The sequence below is a fragment of the Lysinibacillus sp. K60 genome, assembly GCF_019731275.1.
Taxonomy (GTDB): domain Bacteria; phylum Bacillota; class Bacilli; order Bacillales_A; family Planococcaceae; genus Lysinibacillus; species Lysinibacillus capsici.
Window position 1 is genome coordinate 236,977 of record NZ_JAASJR010000003.1, and the last position, 16,988, is coordinate 253,964.

General features: G+C 34.0%; 21 protein-coding genes. 20 read left to right on the top strand and 1 reads right to left on the bottom strand.

The annotated features are described in order from the left end of the window. Positions 1-170: 170 nt before the first annotated feature. The 5 genes from HCH28_RS08515 to HCH28_RS08535 all read left to right on the top strand — a co-directional run bounded on the left by HCH28_RS08515 (position 171) and on the right by HCH28_RS08535 (position 4,308). Entirely contained in the window at positions 171-938 is a 768-nt protein-coding gene (locus HCH28_RS08515) for a heptaprenyl diphosphate synthase component 1 (protein ID WP_221680599.1), read from the top strand. Between the two features lie 15 nt (positions 939-953). Then, positions 954-1,658, top strand: coding sequence for a demethylmenaquinone methyltransferase (locus HCH28_RS08520; protein WP_004232623.1), 705 nt, complete (start codon positions 954-956; stop codon positions 1,656-1,658). A 19-nt stretch (positions 1,659-1,677) separates the two neighbouring features. After that, positions 1,678-2,652 (top strand): heptaprenyl diphosphate synthase component II, encoded by a 975-nt coding sequence (hepT, locus tag HCH28_RS08525; RefSeq protein WP_221680600.1) that lies wholly within the window; start codon positions 1,678-1,680, stop codon positions 2,650-2,652. An 86-nt stretch (positions 2,653-2,738) separates the two neighbouring features. Beyond that, on the top strand, positions 2,739-3,155 hold the full coding sequence (ndk, locus tag HCH28_RS08530; protein ID WP_004232627.1) for a nucleoside-diphosphate kinase: 417 nt from the start codon (positions 2,739-2,741) through the stop codon (positions 3,153-3,155). Positions 3,156-3,270: 115 nt separating this feature from the next. Further along, positions 3,271-4,308 (top strand): tyrosine-type recombinase/integrase, encoded by a 1,038-nt coding sequence (locus HCH28_RS08535; protein ID WP_221680601.1) that lies wholly within the window; start codon positions 3,271-3,273, stop codon positions 4,306-4,308. A 120-nt stretch (positions 4,309-4,428) separates the two neighbouring features. Here the strand turns inward: HCH28_RS08535 and HCH28_RS08540 are convergent, their stop codons facing one another. Next, positions 4,429-4,785, bottom strand: a complete 357-nt coding sequence (locus HCH28_RS08540) for a helix-turn-helix transcriptional regulator (protein ID WP_221680602.1) — start codon at positions 4,783-4,785, stop codon at positions 4,429-4,431. Positions 4,786-4,919: 134 nt separating this feature from the next. Between HCH28_RS08540 and HCH28_RS08545 the strand changes: the two genes are divergently transcribed. From HCH28_RS08545 to HCH28_RS08615, 15 genes are all read left to right on the top strand, one after another. Further along, a complete protein-coding gene (locus tag HCH28_RS08545) occupies positions 4,920-5,087 on the top strand; it encodes a hypothetical protein (protein WP_161804059.1) in 168 nt (55 codons plus the stop codon). 85 nt (positions 5,088-5,172) lie between these two features. Continuing rightward, positions 5,173-5,886, top strand: a complete 714-nt coding sequence (locus HCH28_RS08550) for a hypothetical protein (protein ID WP_221680603.1) — start codon at positions 5,173-5,175, stop codon at positions 5,884-5,886. A 25-nt stretch (positions 5,887-5,911) separates the two neighbouring features. Next, a complete protein-coding gene (locus HCH28_RS08555; protein ID WP_221680604.1) occupies positions 5,912-6,373 on the top strand; it encodes a hypothetical protein in 462 nt (153 codons plus the stop codon). A gap of 548 nt (positions 6,374-6,921) precedes the next feature. Next, the gene (locus tag HCH28_RS08560) at positions 6,922-7,392 is read left to right on the top strand and encodes a hypothetical protein (RefSeq protein WP_221680605.1); all 471 of its coding nucleotides are present in this window, start codon (positions 6,922-6,924) and stop codon (positions 7,390-7,392) included. Continuing rightward, complete coding sequence (locus tag HCH28_RS08565) at positions 7,393-7,794, top strand: hypothetical protein (RefSeq protein ID WP_221680606.1); 402 nt, start codon at positions 7,393-7,395, stop codon at positions 7,792-7,794. It abuts the gene before it with no gap. A 388-nt stretch (positions 7,795-8,182) separates the two neighbouring features. Beyond that, positions 8,183-8,485 (top strand): hypothetical protein, encoded by a 303-nt coding sequence (locus HCH28_RS08570; RefSeq protein ID WP_221680607.1) that lies wholly within the window; start codon positions 8,183-8,185, stop codon positions 8,483-8,485. Positions 8,486-8,555: 70 nt separating this feature from the next. Beyond that, positions 8,556-9,767 (top strand): hypothetical protein, encoded by a 1,212-nt coding sequence (locus HCH28_RS08575; RefSeq protein ID WP_221680608.1) that lies wholly within the window; start codon positions 8,556-8,558, stop codon positions 9,765-9,767. Positions 9,768-10,193: 426 nt separating this feature from the next. Then, positions 10,194-11,114 carry a rhoptry family protein gene (locus tag HCH28_RS08580; protein WP_221680609.1) on the top strand — a complete coding sequence of 307 codons (921 nt, stop codon included), beginning with the start codon at positions 10,194-10,196 and terminating at the stop codon, positions 11,112-11,114. Positions 11,115-11,329: 215 nt separating this feature from the next. Beyond that, positions 11,330-12,247 carry an HNH endonuclease gene (locus HCH28_RS08585; RefSeq protein WP_221680610.1) on the top strand — a complete coding sequence of 306 codons (918 nt, stop codon included), beginning with the start codon at positions 11,330-11,332 and terminating at the stop codon, positions 12,245-12,247. 97 nt (positions 12,248-12,344) lie between these two features. Further along, positions 12,345-12,830, top strand: a complete 486-nt coding sequence (locus HCH28_RS08590) for a hypothetical protein (protein WP_221680611.1) — start codon at positions 12,345-12,347, stop codon at positions 12,828-12,830. A gap of 166 nt (positions 12,831-12,996) precedes the next feature. Next, positions 12,997-13,323 (top strand): nucleoside triphosphate pyrophosphohydrolase, encoded by a 327-nt coding sequence (locus tag HCH28_RS08595; RefSeq protein ID WP_221680612.1) that lies wholly within the window; start codon positions 12,997-12,999, stop codon positions 13,321-13,323. A 23-nt stretch (positions 13,324-13,346) separates the two neighbouring features. Beyond that, a complete protein-coding gene (locus tag HCH28_RS08600; protein WP_221680613.1) occupies positions 13,347-14,399 on the top strand; it encodes an HNH endonuclease domain-containing protein in 1,053 nt (350 codons plus the stop codon). Positions 14,400-14,612: 213 nt separating this feature from the next. Beyond that, entirely contained in the window at positions 14,613-14,786 is a 174-nt protein-coding gene (locus HCH28_RS08605) for a nucleoside-diphosphate kinase (RefSeq protein WP_221680614.1), read from the top strand. 226 nt (positions 14,787-15,012) lie between these two features. Further along, on the top strand, positions 15,013-16,161 hold the full coding sequence (locus HCH28_RS08610) for a thiolase family protein (protein WP_221680615.1): 1,149 nt from the start codon (positions 15,013-15,015) through the stop codon (positions 16,159-16,161). 15 nt (positions 16,162-16,176) lie between these two features. Beyond that, on the top strand, positions 16,177-16,944 hold the full coding sequence (locus HCH28_RS08615; protein WP_221680616.1) for a 3-hydroxyacyl-CoA dehydrogenase: 768 nt from the start codon (positions 16,177-16,179) through the stop codon (positions 16,942-16,944). The last annotated feature ends 44 nt before the right edge of the window (positions 16,945-16,988 follow it).

The following is a 16,988-nucleotide window of genomic DNA, read 5'->3' on the forward strand; positions in this document are numbered from 1 at the left end:
TGGGCAGTTAGCATTCCAACATTCAATTTTGGGAGAGCTTTACTGCCTGTGCTATGAAGAAAGCAAATTTTTTTTATTCCGCATCGTTGCGTATGCTATAATGACTCAGTAAGCAAGCGTTTAGCCTTGTACAGGGCTAACGTATCTGAAAGTGAAATGGAGTAAGGTCTATGAATGCAACATACATTCAAAATTCAATTGCACAGTTAAAAACAGAGATTTTCATGGATGTTCGTCATAGAACTTTGCAAAAATACACAGGTGTACCTGTGCTAGATGAAAATCAACTGTTTTATTTGTTAATCCCGTTTTTGAATGGTGAAGAGTGGCAACAAGAGCAACAAGAGGCTGCAATTACTGTTGGCATAGTGTACGCAGCATTAGCGGCTCACGATCATATAAAAGAATTAGACGCAACATCAAAAGAACAGCAGCTTACCGTTTTAGCTGGGGATTTTTATAGTGGTCGTTATTATGAAATATTAGCAATGTCAGGGAATGTCGCATTGATTCGAAACTTGTCACAAGGTATTGTGGCACGATGTGAAAACCAAATTAAAGTTTATGAAAATAAACAACGAACAATGGAACAGTGGTATACGTCGATGAGTACGATAGAATCAGGGTTAATTGCTCAATTTTTTGATCTTTATTCTTTCGGTGAATATATACCACTTATAGAAAAAAGCTTATTAATCTTGCGTTTAGAAAAAGAATGGACAGCTTATCAACGTGGGCAAATGTCTTTAATGGGTAAGGCACTAGAAGAAAGTGTCAGACGTAATGGCGCAACCTTTAATAGCGTCATCCAAGGGAAAATTGTGCATTTAAAAACAGAGCTATCACAGATCATTAATCAGGCATCCTTTTTACAAAGTGATATCAAACAAGCTTTACATGCACATGTAGAGGCATCCATTGCTTCTACTAACGGATAAGAGAGGTTTTTCAAAATGGCTAAAACGAAAGAAGAACACGTTCACGAAGTATTTGAAAGTATTTCGGAAAACTACGATAAAATGAATGGTGTAATTAGTTTCCAGATGCATGTTGGCTGGCGTAACGATACGATGAAGCACATGGCTGTAAAACCTGGATCAAAAGCACTTGATGTATGCTGTGGCACCGCAGACTGGACAATCGCATTGGCAGAGGCTGTTGGTGAAAGTGGAGAAGTAAAAGGGCTAGACTTTAGTCAAAACATGCTGAAAGTTGGCGAAAAAAAGGTAGAGCCATACCCACAAATTGAACTAGTTCATGGAAATGCGATGGAGTTGCCTTTTCCAGATGATACGTTTGATTATGTGACAATCGGCTTTGGTCTTCGCAATGTACCTGATTATTTACAAGTTTTGAAGGAAATGCATCGTGTTGTTAAACCAGGTGGAATGGTGGTTTGTTTAGAAACATCTCAATCTGAAATTCCTGGTTATCGTCAGTTGTTCCGTTTTTATTTTAAATATATAATGCCGATATTTGGTAAAATATTTGCGAAAAGCTATAAGGAGTATTCTTGGCTTCAGGAATCTGCGAATGATTTCCCAGGTATGAAAAGGTTAGCGGCATTGTTTGAGCAGGCAGGATTAGAAAAAGTAACGTACAAAGCATACAGTGGCGGGGCTGCGGCAATGCATATGGGCTTTAAAAAGATACGTTAATGGGGGAAGGTTTTCACACGTGGAAAAGATGAAGTTAAAACTACTCTATTCCGATTTGAAATCAGATATCGAAATCATTGAACAAGAGTTAGAAAAAGCGGTGGACTCGTCTTCATATTTGATCAACGATGCTTCTCTCCATTTATTACAAGCTGGTGGCAAACGGATAAGACCAATTTTTGTGTTACTAGGCGCAAAATTTGGTGATTATGACATTGAGAAGATGAAGGATGTAGCAGTACCTTTAGAACTCATTCATATGGCATCGCTTGTACATGATGATGTCATTGACGACTCCAATATGCGAAGAGGGCGCCCGACTGTCAAATCACAGTGGAATAACAGGGTAGCAATGTACACAGGCGATTTTATTTTCGCACGTGCGCTGGAATATATAACAAAGTTAGAAGACCCACTTGTACATCAAATTTTAGCCCGTACGATGGTGGAGATTTGTAACGGTGAAGTCATTCAAATTGAAGATAAATTTAGATTAGATCAAGGTTTAAAAGATTATTTTAGAAGAATCAAACGCAAAACAGCATTACTTATTTCCTCAAGCTGTGAGCTAGGAGCTGTGGCAGCGGGGGTTGATAGTAAAACAGTTCGGCATTTAAAGCGCTTCGGCTACTTTGTAGGCATGAGCTTCCAAATTATCGATGATGTTTTAGATATTATGGCAACCGATAAAGAACTAGGGAAGCCAGCAGGTAGTGACTTACTACAGGGGAATATTACTTTACCGATTTTATTATTGAAAGATGATCCCGAGATGCAACCATACTTAGTTAAAGTGTTTGCAGGCACGTTAACAGAATCGGAACGTCAAAATATGTTGCAATATGTGCGTAAATCCCATGCAATTGAGCAAGCTAATCGTATGAGTGATAAATATTTGAAAAAAGCCTTACAGGAAATTGATGCTTTACCAAAACATCCCGTTAAGAAAAAATTACGTGATGTAGCATTGTTCATGGGTAAGCGCAAATTCTAGCTTTTTGTTGTACAAAAGCTCATTTTTTGTTAATATTTATCGGTAGGTGTAAAACCTGTTAGACGAATTTAAGGAGTGTTTTAAACATGGCAATTGAACAAACTTTTTTAATGGTTAAGCCTGACGGCGTTGAACGTCAAGTAATTGGAGACATCGTTGATCGTTTCGAACGTCGCGGTTTTGTAATGAAAGGTGCTAAATTAATGGTAATTCCTAAAGAATTAGCAGAAAAGCACTATGCTGAGCATGCTGAGCGTCCATTCTTCGGTGAATTAGTTGATTTCATCACTTCTGGTCCTGTATTCGCTATGGTATGGGAAGGCGAGAACGTAATCAAGCTTGCTCGTACAATGATGGGTGCAACAAAACCTGAAGAATCTAACCCAGGTACAATCCGTGGTGACTACGCAACAACTGTTTCTCACAACATCATCCACGGTTCAGACTCTCTTGCTTCTGCAGAGCGCGAAATCGGCTTATTCTTCGGTGAAGATTTAGTTTAATTTCGAATCTAAGAAGCGTAGCGAAAATAACTACGAATAGAACTCAATAAAAAAATCATCTATTTTTCCGATGTAACTTTTACCTTCTAACAAAAAATGTTAGGGGGTTTTTTATTTGTCAAAATCATTCAATAAAGTTAACACAAACATTGATTTAAGCTTATTGACTATCAAAACTGAAAAAGAACCAAAGAAAGAAATGGTGACAAAAATCAATAACTCAATAGTTAAAATGGATACTTATGATGAATTGGACAACAGAAATATTGCCATTAAACACGCCATACAAATTTTAAATAAACAATGGCGACTAAACGGATTAAGACCAAGGACAATTGATAGTTACAACTATAATTTTAAGCGATTTGTTGAAGTTACTAAAGTTGAATATCTCCATGAAATCAACAATGAAAAAATTTATCAATATTTATCAAGTTTCAAAAATGCAAAGGACACATCTCTACATGGTCGTTTAAAGCAAATTAAAGCCGTTTTAAGCAAGTGTCACGATAATGGTTGGTATAACTCAAAGTTTTGGACAAACATCAAAATAAAAGTAAATACAAGCGTTAAGGAAGCTACTACGGAAAGAGAACTGGCACTTTTGTTATCACTTTTGGATAAATCAACGTATTCGGGATTACGTGATAGTATAGGAATTTTACTTTTATACAAAACAGGTATTCGAATTAAAACATTGGGAGCGTTGAGAGAACAGAATATTGATTTTGAAAATATGCTTTTGAAATTACAAGGAGAGATAATGAAATCGCATAGACCATTGATTCTCCCTTTAGATGATGAAATGTGTACTTTATTAAGAGAGTTAATTTCAATAAATGATGATATTAGGAAAGAACATAGAGAAAAGAATGATTATATTTTTCTTTCAAACATAGGCGTACCAATTTCAAATACAGTTTCACCGTCCAATTTAATTGCGAAAAATTTATGGGTATACAGTAAAAAGTGGAATTTAAAGAACGTTAATCCTCACTCTATTAGAAGATTGTATGCCCAGAATTTGGTGAAACGTGGAGCAGATATAAACTTAGTATCTCATGCTTTAGCACATTCTGACTTATCAACAACTACGAGATATTTGGGGTTAGATGTTGATACAGTAGCAAAGAATTTACGTGATTTTTTATAACATATACTTCTTCTCAGAGTTAGTTTAAAGCGATAGCGAAAAGCTTATATTTGCCCCGCTTCTAGAACTACTTGTATATGTGTCTAAACGAGATGAAAAATAGGGCTACTATTGATAGCCCTATTCCTTAGTTTGTTTATTTTTCCAATTATTTTGGATTTGCAATAGCTCGTTAATTTGTTTTAACACAAACTCTTGATAATCAGGATTTAACTCTTTGAAAATTGTCATAGCCATTTCAAATTTAGTATCAGCAGGGCTTTTAAACATCTCACCTTCACCAGTATTTAGCCAATTTTCATTCACATTGAAAGTGATACAAATCAATCTGATGATGCGGTCATTTACCTTTCGATGCTCTAATTCAATGCCTGCTATATGACTATTGGATATTGAAATAGCTTTAGCAAATTTGGCTTGCGATAAATTCAGTTCAGTTCGTACTTGTTTAACACGTTGATTGATAGTAGTAGACAATAGATATCACCTCGTTAGTATTCAAAATATCATATATCCACTCACATTGAAAGTAAATATAAATAAAATGCAGTTGAATTACTCTCTATGTAATTATATAATACTCTCATAAGGTGTGAATAAGGAGGGGTTTCATGGAAAACGAAGACCAATACAAGCAACTAGAGTCCAGCTTTAAAAGGTTAGATGAAGAAGGAAAGCGTTATATACTTGGTATTTTACAGGCACTAGAGTTTGCCCAATCGAATCAAGTTGTGGGTGTAACCAAGCCTAAGAAAAAAGATGGCGAGAAAGAAGATTGATGGTACATATACAGCTATATGAGTGATTATCTTAATTGAAGCGGGTCATAGGGTTTTCAATAATGCAAATTATAGGAGGGGAATAATGTTAAAAAAAGTAGGAGTTCTATTATTACTAGGTGCGACATTAACAGGGTGTTCTGATAAATTGGATGAAACCACAGAAGAAGTAAATAAAAAAGATGAAGTTGCGTTATCTACAACCAAGATGATTGCGGAAAGCGATAGTACAGCTAATATTGAGGAATATCTCAGCGATGTGCAAAGATTTAAAGAAAACATATATATAGAATTAAAAGCTATGGAAGCGTTGAGTCAGAAAATGGCTGATAATCCCTTAATAATAGAAGATAAAGAATTTGTATCAAGGGTAACTGGCATAGCTAAAGAAGTTAGAGATAATTACAAATTTATTAAAGAGATGGATGTACCTGATGAATTATTAAATTATCATTCACGAATGTTAGAGGTATTTAAGGAGTTAGAATTAGGTGCAAATTTATATGAAAAAGGTTCATTAGAAAAAAATGCTGAAACGGTACTTGAATCATCAAGGCATTTTGTAGTGGCTGTGAATTTACTTGATTCAGCTACGACAGAATTGAACACAATTTATAAAGCTAGTGATGATGAGATTTATGACTTTATGGTGCAGTCATACAATGCATTAACTAATAATGGGGAAAATTATATTCCTGAAATACATGATGGACAGGTATCTAAATTAGCAAGTGAGAAATATGGAATAAGTGAAGAAGAGGCAGATCGAATATACATTCAGAAAGAAATGTCACGTTAAAATATTTGTCAAAGGATGAAGTAGAGTGAACAAATTAATCTTAGTAATAATGTCGCTGATTTTTATTCTTAGTGCTTGTAGTGGTAGAGATTTATCCAATGTGAAAACATCTCTTTATGGTCAGTGGATAGATGAAGAATCTGAAACACAGTACTATATTAGTGCAGACAGCATTATACAAGTTAATGAAGAGGGTCAAAAAGATAAAACCTATAAAGTATTAGATTATGATGAAGTAATGAACATGATAAGGATACGAGAAAAAGACGAAGAAGGTAATAGCTTTGTTACGGAAATTGTATTCAATGATGATAAAAGAGAATCAGCACAGATATTACTAGATTTGTCTACACTAGAATTTGCTAACGAGGATATTGACTCCGATATGTTGGGCACAGTTGAGATGTTGCAACAAAAAATCATTCAAGCGAATGCAAAGTCATTTGAATATCGGTGGGAGTATGTTGATGATAAACAAGAACCATAAAGATGAAGAGAACAGGGAGAGAAATCCCTGTTTTTTATTTATATTAATATCATGAACAGTGAAAATGAGTGTGTTAGCCACGCAATTGAATGAAAAATACTTCACGTGCGATATTGAATAAAATAATGTTAATAGAGATGATTTCTACGTGTGAGTAGTACGGGGCTATTAAAAACCAAGAAGGTTAGCTAAATATTTATACTACCTAGTAGCACTATTATCCCTACGATCTTTAGCAATTAATTAAATAATTAAAATCAATACTACCTGGAGGTAATTTCTATTTGAAAATAATAACAAAGAAAAATGTATGTACATTGATAAGGGCGAAAAAGATTGTATTTGTGTATCGTTTCAGTTTTTTTAGAGTTTTATTGCTGGATATATTTGTACATTAGCTTTAAAAAAGTTAATGGTTAAAAGAAATATAAATAATAAGTTATTGAGATTTCTTTTTGACTGGTAATTTGTTACTATTGTATAAGGCAAACTATAGTAGGGGAATTGGAGAAGAAAATTATTTACTTAGTAAAACAGGAGTTATTTCTATGTCAAATAATATGTTCGATTGGTTTGTAGGAAATTTAAATGAAATTGGTTTTGGGATAACGACAGTTGGGACAATAGCAGGGGTTATATCACTCGAATTAACAAGGAGAGTAAACAAAAAAACAAATATAATAAATAAAAATATAGACCAGTTTGAAATCAAAGCTATATTTAATTCTCAAAGATTAATTGCGATTTACAAACTAAAAGAAATATATTCAAAATATGTAGAAAGAAAAGGGTATAAATTGAATGAGATTGAAGAAGTTCTAATTGACTTAGAAGAATTTGAAAAAGAGTATACTGATGATTTTAAAGATCTATTATCAAAGCTAAAGCTATTAGTAGACAAAACAAAATCAACAAATAAACCCTCTCCAAAAAGACTAGATGAGGTTATAAACATAGTTTACAAAATTACTAGGAAACTAGAGAATAATCTTGAAGTTATAAAAAAGGAGAAGATATGAATGAATAGTGATAAAGTATCGAAGTTTCTTAGAAAATTAGAAGAAAAGACTGAAAATCAAAATATAATATGGGAAGAATTGGACATAGAGGAGATTGCACAGATTTTATCTAAACTCTCTAGTTATACGAATATTATTGGGGCATATGGTACTTTAAATAGCAAACAGCGTAAATATTCTATTATTGGTAAATATAAAATGAAAGTATATTATGAAGAGGATATACCTTCAATTATTGAGTATGTTTTTTTTGCTATAGCAGATAATGATTTTAATCATAGTATTGTTTTCACTGAAGATGATTTAGATTATCTAGATTGTGAAAGAATTAGTAAAATGTATCGGTATATAGAAACCAGTGAAGTCCCTGATATATTAGATTCTTGGTTTGAAGAAGATTAAATAAATTTATATTTCTTATTTAATAAAAAGCTTCCTTGATACGATCAAAGAGAACCGTACCACAAGTTAGCACAATATTAAAGCGTCAAAATACAATTTCATGTATTTGACGCTTCTTTTATTATACAAAAATCATTAGAAAACTAACAGATAAAATAATGTTTTTATCAAAGCACTTACAAAAAACATTCTAAAAACACTATTATGAATTAGTTAATATCACTTTTTGTTTTGAAAGTCAATAGGTATGTAGCATATTTTTTGGACAGAATTAGAAAAATATGATATAATTTAAGAGTAAATAGTTGACGAATTTATGTTTTTAGTATCTATGTCAATGGGGTTTGGATGAAGGGAGTATATAGATTTAGGTATATGGATTTAAAGGGTGTATAAATTACATGTCAAAATATTTGAAATAGTCACATTGGTAATGGTAAATTATGTACCTTTTTACACAAGCACTTTAAAAAATTCGTTACGCAAGCTCCACGAATTATTTCAAAGTGTTGCGATGCAAAAAGGTACGCCAAAAACATCGCTAAAAACAATTAGAATTGTTATCGCCCTTTGCGTACTTTGGGCGAGGTCTGGTGAAAGTGCATTTTTTGCACTTTTAACAGAGATGGTGGCAAAGTACATGATTAACAAAAGAAAGATTTATGAAAAAGGACGTATAATCGCTCCTTAATATTATTAATATATTAGAGGGCAATCTTACGTACTTTTAAAATGTTAGAATTATGAATGGAGTTTTAAAAGTGAGAAAAAGAAGTCTAGTAGAAGTAGTAATGGAATTTGGGACTGATAAGCAGAAGGCTTGTGTATTAGAGGGGAAAAAATGGAGAAAAGAAAGCCATGATGCACTAATAAAGGTGTTGGATTCTAAATTTGGCTTTGTAGATGTTGTAGGTAAAGGATACAAAATGGAATTTATCTTAGATGAAGAGTTTGATTTTGAAAGAGATATTATTGACGGTCGTGCTTCAAATGGTCAAGGTCAGGTGCCATTAAAGTATGAACAAGCATTTCCGATTATGGTAATTGTACATCTACTTAATAGAAGTGGAAGTAAGCCATTAACCGTAAATAATTGGTTGCTTAATATTGGGATAATCACAGAGGAAATGTTTCAAGCGTCAAAGTTAAGATATTCATTGAGCGCCTTAGAAAAAGAATCTGATAAGTTAGTAAAAAATAAGGTGATAGAATCGGGACAAGGGTATTTAATTGATGATTATATTAAACGTGAAATTGAAAGACTTCAAAAATATTTCATGGGGGTGATTCAAAAATTGGTGAAAGCTAAAATCATCACACACCAACCTTATAAGATGGCTAAATGTGAAGTACCTTATCTGAATGAATACTTTGATGAAGAACTTGGTGAATGGGTTAGACAAGAAACAATAGAAACTAAATATATTGAATTATCATCACATGTTGTTAGCAAGATTGCAAAAATGGAGTGTAACTTACAAAACTCAACTAAATTCAGAGAATTAACATTAGATGAAATCAGGCGTTACAGAAATAAACCTATTGTTAAGGAGTATTGGACAGAATATAAAAAGCAATTGAATCTAATTACTAATGAGCAAGGTGAAAGACTATACATAGTAATCCCATATGAAGCACATGCATTATTCGTTAGAGCAGGTATAAATCCTATTTTCAAGTGGTTGGAGAAGAACAACAAAGAAGCATTGGTATACTATAATTCTGATGAAACAAAATATTTTTTGGAAAATAGAGTTGATTTTCATAGAGCTTTGAGTAAATATGTTGTGGATTTAGCGGAAGATAGACAAGACAAATTCCAAAAAAAATTTGTAAATGAATTTGGTGGCAAAGCAAACATACATAAGTTTGAAGATAATAAATATAAGGTCGCACATGATTTAATGATTAAAGGGTTGTATGTAGAAGCATATTATAAATTGCAAGAATACTATGGGCAGACTTTTAAATAAAATGATTATATCTTGAAGTAACTAAAAAGGAAAAATAAGGTTTTGGAATTTTTGATTAGCCTTATATAAAAACACAAAAAACATATATAATGCAAATCAAGCATTTCAAACACAAAGTAAGAAAAGTGAAACCTCATTTTAATGGGGTTTCTTTAAATTGAAGGTCTACTATCCACACGATGAGGTTAAATAGTTAGCTACGTGTGAATGTGCTAATAAATCCTCTCAGTAGAGGTGTTTTTCACGTATGATATGTCGTGCGATATACATGTAAAATATAATAGGGGTTTTTGATAAAATGATATATACCTACATATTGTATTAAATTAATAAAATAGCATTATCTTGGATAAAAGTTATAATATAGTTAAGAAGAATATTGAGAATTAGCGTTTATGGCAAAAAAAGTTTGAAGGAGTTCTTTATATGGAAATTAAAGTATCAGTTTTAGCTATTCAGGCTTTAAAAGAAGCACTTTGTAACATCTATTGGTTTAAAAGTGATCTAAAAAGTTTTCTTGCAAATTGTATATCTGAGAGATCTATTGTACATATGGTGAATTGGGAGAATAATCCTAAAAGACAAACAGTTTCTGATATTATAGATGAGCTTATGGTTGACCAAGAGAAGCATTTAGGATCGATTAGGAAATTACTTTATGAAGTATCTAATATGGATAATTTTAGACATCTAGAACAACTTGAAGATGGTAAGAAAAAAGCAGATAAGGCAAGAATAGCTGTATCAGATCTAAAGAACTTGATTGAAGAACATGATAAAAAGTTAAAGAAAGAAAAAGAGATCGTAAATAATCGAATTATAAATCATGCGAAGATTAGAGAGAAAAAAGCAATAATAACACAGTTAGATGAAATTAAAAGCAGATATTCAAAATTAGTTATTTCAAAAGAATATCAAAGGAGAGGTTTTGAGTTAGAGAAAATACTTTATGACATCTTTGCATTGTTCGACCTTGATCCTAAGGCCTCCTTTAGAAACATTGGTGAGCAAATTGATGGTGCATTTACGCTTGAGGGTACAGATTATTTATTTGAAGCAAAATGGCAAAGTTATTATGTAAATGCATCAGATTTGGATGCTTTTTCAGGGAAAATTGGAAGAAAATTAGATAATACATTAGGTTTGTTTCTATCTATAAATGGTTTTTCGGAGGAGGCAGTAAAGATATATTCTTCTGGAAGAAGCTCTATATTATTAATGGATGGAAGGGATCTCTTAGCGGTATTAGAAAATCAAATAGATCTTATAACATTAATAATAAGAAAGAGACGCCATGCTTCTCAAACTGGAAATATATACTTAACTATAAGCGAAATTTTAAACTAAATTTATCTTGGTTGCATAATTAGAGATTGTCTTTTGATAGGGGGTACTTATGACCAAATCCATAACATTGACTATATTAATGCTTGGTAGCAGAACAACCCCCGCAAACTGTCTTGCTTTGTACCTAGTTTAAAATTGTTCATACCTAAAGATGCTACCGAAGATAATTTTAGATTAACTCGCAATAGAACGGAATAAAAAAAAAGGATAATTAGATGAATTATTATATTGTAATGCAGGGGCATACCTATTTAGAAGAAAAAGAAGCGGGCATTATTTGGTCACCGCAAAAGGATAAATCTGGTAAAGTACCACACTCATGGAATCGAATGAGAGAAGTATTAAAAGGGGATTGTATATTTCATTATGTACGTGGAGAGTTAGTTGCTATTAGTATAACCCAGTCAAATTATTATGAAGCTTCAAAACCAGGAGAGATGCAAAGTTATTTACAATGGGAAGATGCAGGTTATTTAGTAGATTTAAAATATCATGAGTTAGACATACCGCTAAATATAAAGGCAAATTTTGATGTGATTTTACCGCTTCTACCCATAAAGTATTCTCCTTTCCAGCAAGATGGAAATGGCAATCAAGGTTATTTATACCCATGTAATGAAACGCTTGCAATTAAGTTATTAGAATTGACTAGTGACTTAAATATCTATGAAGAAAATCAGGAGCAATTAGAGTTTGCAATTGGTTCTGTTGTAAATAGAGAAAGTAATAAACTTGTACCAATCCTAGCTGAGACAGAAGCGGAAGCAAAAGTGAAAATTCGTAAAGGCCAGCAGAGATATAAAGAGGCGTTAGCTCCTTTATGGAATCATCAATGTGCATTGTGTGGCATAGATTTACCTGCCATGCTAAGAGCAAGTCATTCAAAGCCTTGGAAGGATAGCGCACATGAAGAACGATTGGATGCTTATAACGGTTTATTGTTATGCTGTAATCATGATGCGTTATATGACAAAGGCTATATTGCATTTGATGGGACAGGTAAAATTCATATCTCTGAACGGATCGATGAGGCGGATTATGTGAAGTACGGTATTCATCCTAAAATGCGCGTGAATCGCCATGAGGAAAATAAGAAGTATTTTAAATGGCATAAGAAGCATATATTTGTATAGTAACAAACCAATCATTTTAACAGGTTTTTTGTCCTGCAAGGTTAGAGTGATTCAAAGTGACAGAAATCTTAAATGAAAATGAAGGTGAGGAATTTATATGCTAAGTCTTGATAAAAAAACGTTTTTCAAACAACGGCAGTTACCCGAGAAAAGCTTTTACTATTCTTACAATGGACAAAACTTTGAAATATCTTTGGACTATATAATTGAACATATTGTTGGCTCGGGCGAGGAGAAATGTCTTTTTCTATTAAATGAATTAAAAGCGACTGACGATTTCTTAGTAAATGTTTATTTGCAGGACCTTGCAGATGAATTTATGCAAAGACATATAAGACAGAGTTTAGGTGAAGAAATCGAACAAAGATTGCTGGATAAACAAGAAAGCTATAGATTCGCTTTGACTAAAAAAGACTGTATATATGAGTATATTGCTTATCAAGATGAACAAGGGAAATATCATGTCGATAAGGTCGAACATGTAGGAAGATATGTTGGATATGAGAGGTTTAGCTATTTCAGTGACAAACTTTATTCATTATTAGGAAGACATACTTTTGATTGCAAAAGGATCGAGATATAATAGAAAGTTAATGATTAATGTGTGAAGAAATATCCTTAAAGTAATGGTTAATAATAAATAAGAAGTATCCATCTCATGCGAGGTGGTCTTTTTTATTTAAATTATCAAGTATAATAGAAATAAAAAGTAATTTAATAGATTACATGTTAAAGGAGTTATAGAATATATGCCTATATATAATAAGTTAGTAAGAGATAAGATTTTAGAGATTATTGAAGCGGATGGTTTAAAGTATAATGCAAGAATTTTAGAACCGAAGGAACTTCTAGTGGAAGTAAAAGCAAAAATGATTGAAGAAGCTAAAGAATTTCATGGAACAGATAATGTACAAGAAAGTATTGAAGAATTAGCAGATATTTTAGAATTAGTACATACAGCTATTAATGCATTAGATGTAAGTTATGATGAACTGGAAGCGATTAGAGAACTGAAGAAGGCTAAACGTGGAGGATTTGAAAAGGCGATTTATTTAATTGATGTAGAGGATAAGTAACCTATTTTCAATGGAGTGTTTAGATGAACAATTACTTAGACAATGATAATACTTTGGAATCGAATTTTCGCTCGATATACTTATTTGGTAGAAATGTTGCAACTTATAAATTTGCGTTTGCTAAAACATTACTTGAATTAGGTGAGAGTAATAAAAGTTTTGTGAGCTTAGAAGAATTATCCCCTATATTTGCAAAGTACATGTTAGAGCATATTAGGAACGGTAAACGACAAATAACAAGTCAGTCATCTAAGTTTATTAGTGCCTTGAATTTATTTCATCAAAACCAAATTATGTGGGAACAATTACTTGAAGTTACTGAAAAAGTAGGGTTTAACAATGTGATAGATGCCTTTCATAACATTCCTAATGGTGAACTTGATAAAAATTTTTATGAGAAGTCCATACAAGGAAAGACTTTAGGAATTACGTTGACTGATAGTATATTTTTGTTGAACGGAAGCGCCCAAAAAGTAAATATATTAAGTGAAATTGAAGGTAGATGGAACTTAGTTGAAAACGCATGGACTGAACGAAATCCAAAACTAGAAGTTCAGTTTGATACAGACCTTGAGCAGTTTTTCTTTATAAAGCCTATGACACCACAGCAGTTCATGTTGTCTCATGAAAGAATAAATCTAACTTCTGCTAGAAAGCCATTAAACGGATATCAAAAGGGAAAATGCTTCTATTGCTACAAACCGATTTCAATTGAAAGTAACCAATTGAATACTTGTGACATAGACCATTTCGTACCGCTATCAACACAGTTCAACAGTACACATGATTTAGACTTAAATTGTGTTTGGAATCTAGTTCTAAGCTGTCAGGATTGCAATAGAGGTGAAGCTAATGGGAAGTTTGCTAGACTACCTGAAGACCCTCTTTTACAACGATTGTATAAGCGTAATGAGTATCTAATTGAAAGCAATCATCCGCTAAAAGAAACGATTATTATGCGAACAGGTAAAAATCCACAGCAAAGAGCAGATTTTTTAAAACTAATGTATAGACTTGCGGAGACCATAAGTAGAGCAAAGTGGAAACCTAAATTAGAGTATGACATTGGATTCTAAAATAGAGCAATGAAAAATATACAGGATGGTATGGTACTGCCTTTATAAAAATGTAAAGAGTCTAAAAGTTTACTTGCAAATAGATGACTTTATTATAGGGGGATTTTTCCACTTCTACTTGCTAACATGGCTAAAAGTAATGTATAGTTACTAATTAATAGAAGGTAAAAGCTCGGTTCTAATTTAGTTTTTTTCGTTTATTTCAGAGAACCCATGATATTAGTGATTTCAGAGACAATAGTTAAAGACTATTTTCTTGGTAGTAACCCAGGTACAATCCGTGGTGACTACGCAACAACTGTTTCTCACAACATCATCCACGGTTCTGACTCTCTTGCATCTGCAGAGCGCGAAATCGGCTTATTCTTCGGTGAAGATTTAGTTTAATTTCGAATAGATCAAGCAATCTCAATTTTTTGAGATTGCTTTTTTATTGCGCAAAAAAGGGGAGGGATCATGCCGACGAATAATCTCTTACTAGAAACATATAGAATTGTTAAAAACTTCTTAGTCATGTACAATAAATAATGTAATATTCTGATAATTAAGTGAGGAATAGTTGAATAGACTCGTCAATAAACTAAGAGGATGACGAGGAAAAGGGGTTATGGACATGAGAGAAGTGGTGATTATAGCAGCTGTGAGAACTGCTATAGGAAGAAGTAAGGGCGCATTAAGTCAAGTTCGAGCAGATGATTTAGCAGCTGATGTATTACAGGAGGTTGTAAAGCGTGCAGGCATTGGTAAGGAACAAGTAGACGATGTCATTTTGGGGTGTGTGACCCAAACAGCTGAACAAGGGGCAAATATTGCGAGGACCTCATTATTAATGGCTGGTTTCCCAGAGAGTGTGCCAGGAGTAACCATTGATCGTCAGTGTGGTTCAAGCCAACAAGCCGTGCACTTCGCAGCACAGGCAATTTTAGCGGGGGATATGGACATTGTCATTGCTGGTGGGGTAGAAAGCATGTCAAGAGTACCAATGGGCTCAAACATGCAACATGCACATGCTAGTAACCGCTTACAGGAAAATTATGATATTATCCATCAAGGATTATCAGCAGAGAAAATCGCTTCCCAATGGTCTTTATCGAAAGAACAGCTAAATAGCTATGCTTATCAAAGCCATCAACGAGCAATTTCCGCCATTAGAGCGGGTCATTTCCAAGCTGAAATACTACCTATTCAAGTTCCACAAGAGGATGGCTCAGTGACAACATTTGCGGTTGATGAGGGTCCTCGTGCAGAAACTACTGTTGATATTTTAAATGGATTAAAAACCGTCTTTCAAGAGAATGGCGCGATTACTGCGGGCAATGCGAGCCAAATGAGCGATGGGGCCTCAGCTGTAGTCGTGATGGCATTGGATAAAGCAAGAGAACTAGGCATTCAACCACTCGCTAAAATTGTGACAAGAGTGGTCGTGGGTTCTGATCCGACATTAATGCTGACAGGGCCAATCGAAGCTACTAGAAAAGCATTAGAACGGTCAGGTCTCAACATAGAGGATATCGACACATATGAGGTAAATGAAGCCTTTGCACCTGTGCCGCTCGTATGGCTGCATGAAATAGGAGGAGACCCACAGAAGCTCAATCCTGATGGTGGAGCAATTGCGCTGGGACATCCATTAGGGGCAACTGGTACAAAATTGTTAACGACTATGCTCTATCGCATGGAGCGAGAGAATTATCGTTACGGCTTGTTGGCGATTTGTGAGGGAATGGGAATGGCCAATGCCACGATCATTGAAAAAATGTAAAAGGGGATATGTCTGATGAAAGAACATGAAGTGGTGGCAGTCGTAACAGGGGGTGCCTCTGGTTTAGGAGAGGCAACCGTTCGGAAATTAATAGGACAGGGTGGCAAAGCAATTATTTTTGATGTCAATGATGAGCGTGGACAAGCTCTAGTGGAGGAATTAGGTCAAAATGTCCTTTATGCACGAGTGGATGTCACAAAGGAAGAGGACGTGGCGGCAGGCCTAGAGCAGGTTGTTGCAGCTTTTGGCAAGATCAATGTCGCAGTGAACTGTGCTGGTATAGCAGATGCAAGTAAAGTTATTTCGAAGCGTGGTATACATGCCCTTGGGTTATTTGAAAAAGTGATTGCTGTTAATTTAGTTGGCACGTTTAATGTCATCCGTCTAGTGGCAGATAAAATGCAACTTAATGAGCCAAATGAAGATGGACAGCGTGGTGTCATTATTAATACCGCGTCTGTGGCAGCATTTGATGGGCAAATCGGACAAGCTGCTTATAGCGCATCAAAAGGGGGCGTAGCAGCAATGACGTTGCCCATTGCAAGAGAGCTTGCGGAAATCGGTGTCCGAGTGATGACCATAGCGCCAGGATTAATTGAAACACCAATGTTTGCTTCGTTACCTGAGCCTGCACGAACAGCTCTTGCTCAAATGACACCATTCCCTAAACGACTTGGTAAACCTTCGGAATATGCTCTTTTGGTTGAAAGTATTATCCACAATGGCTTATTAAATGGAGAGGTCATTCGACTAGATGGTGCCATTCGAATGCAACCGAGGTAGCGTCAAAATCTAGTTCAAATAGTTTTTGTTTTGATTGTTTCTAA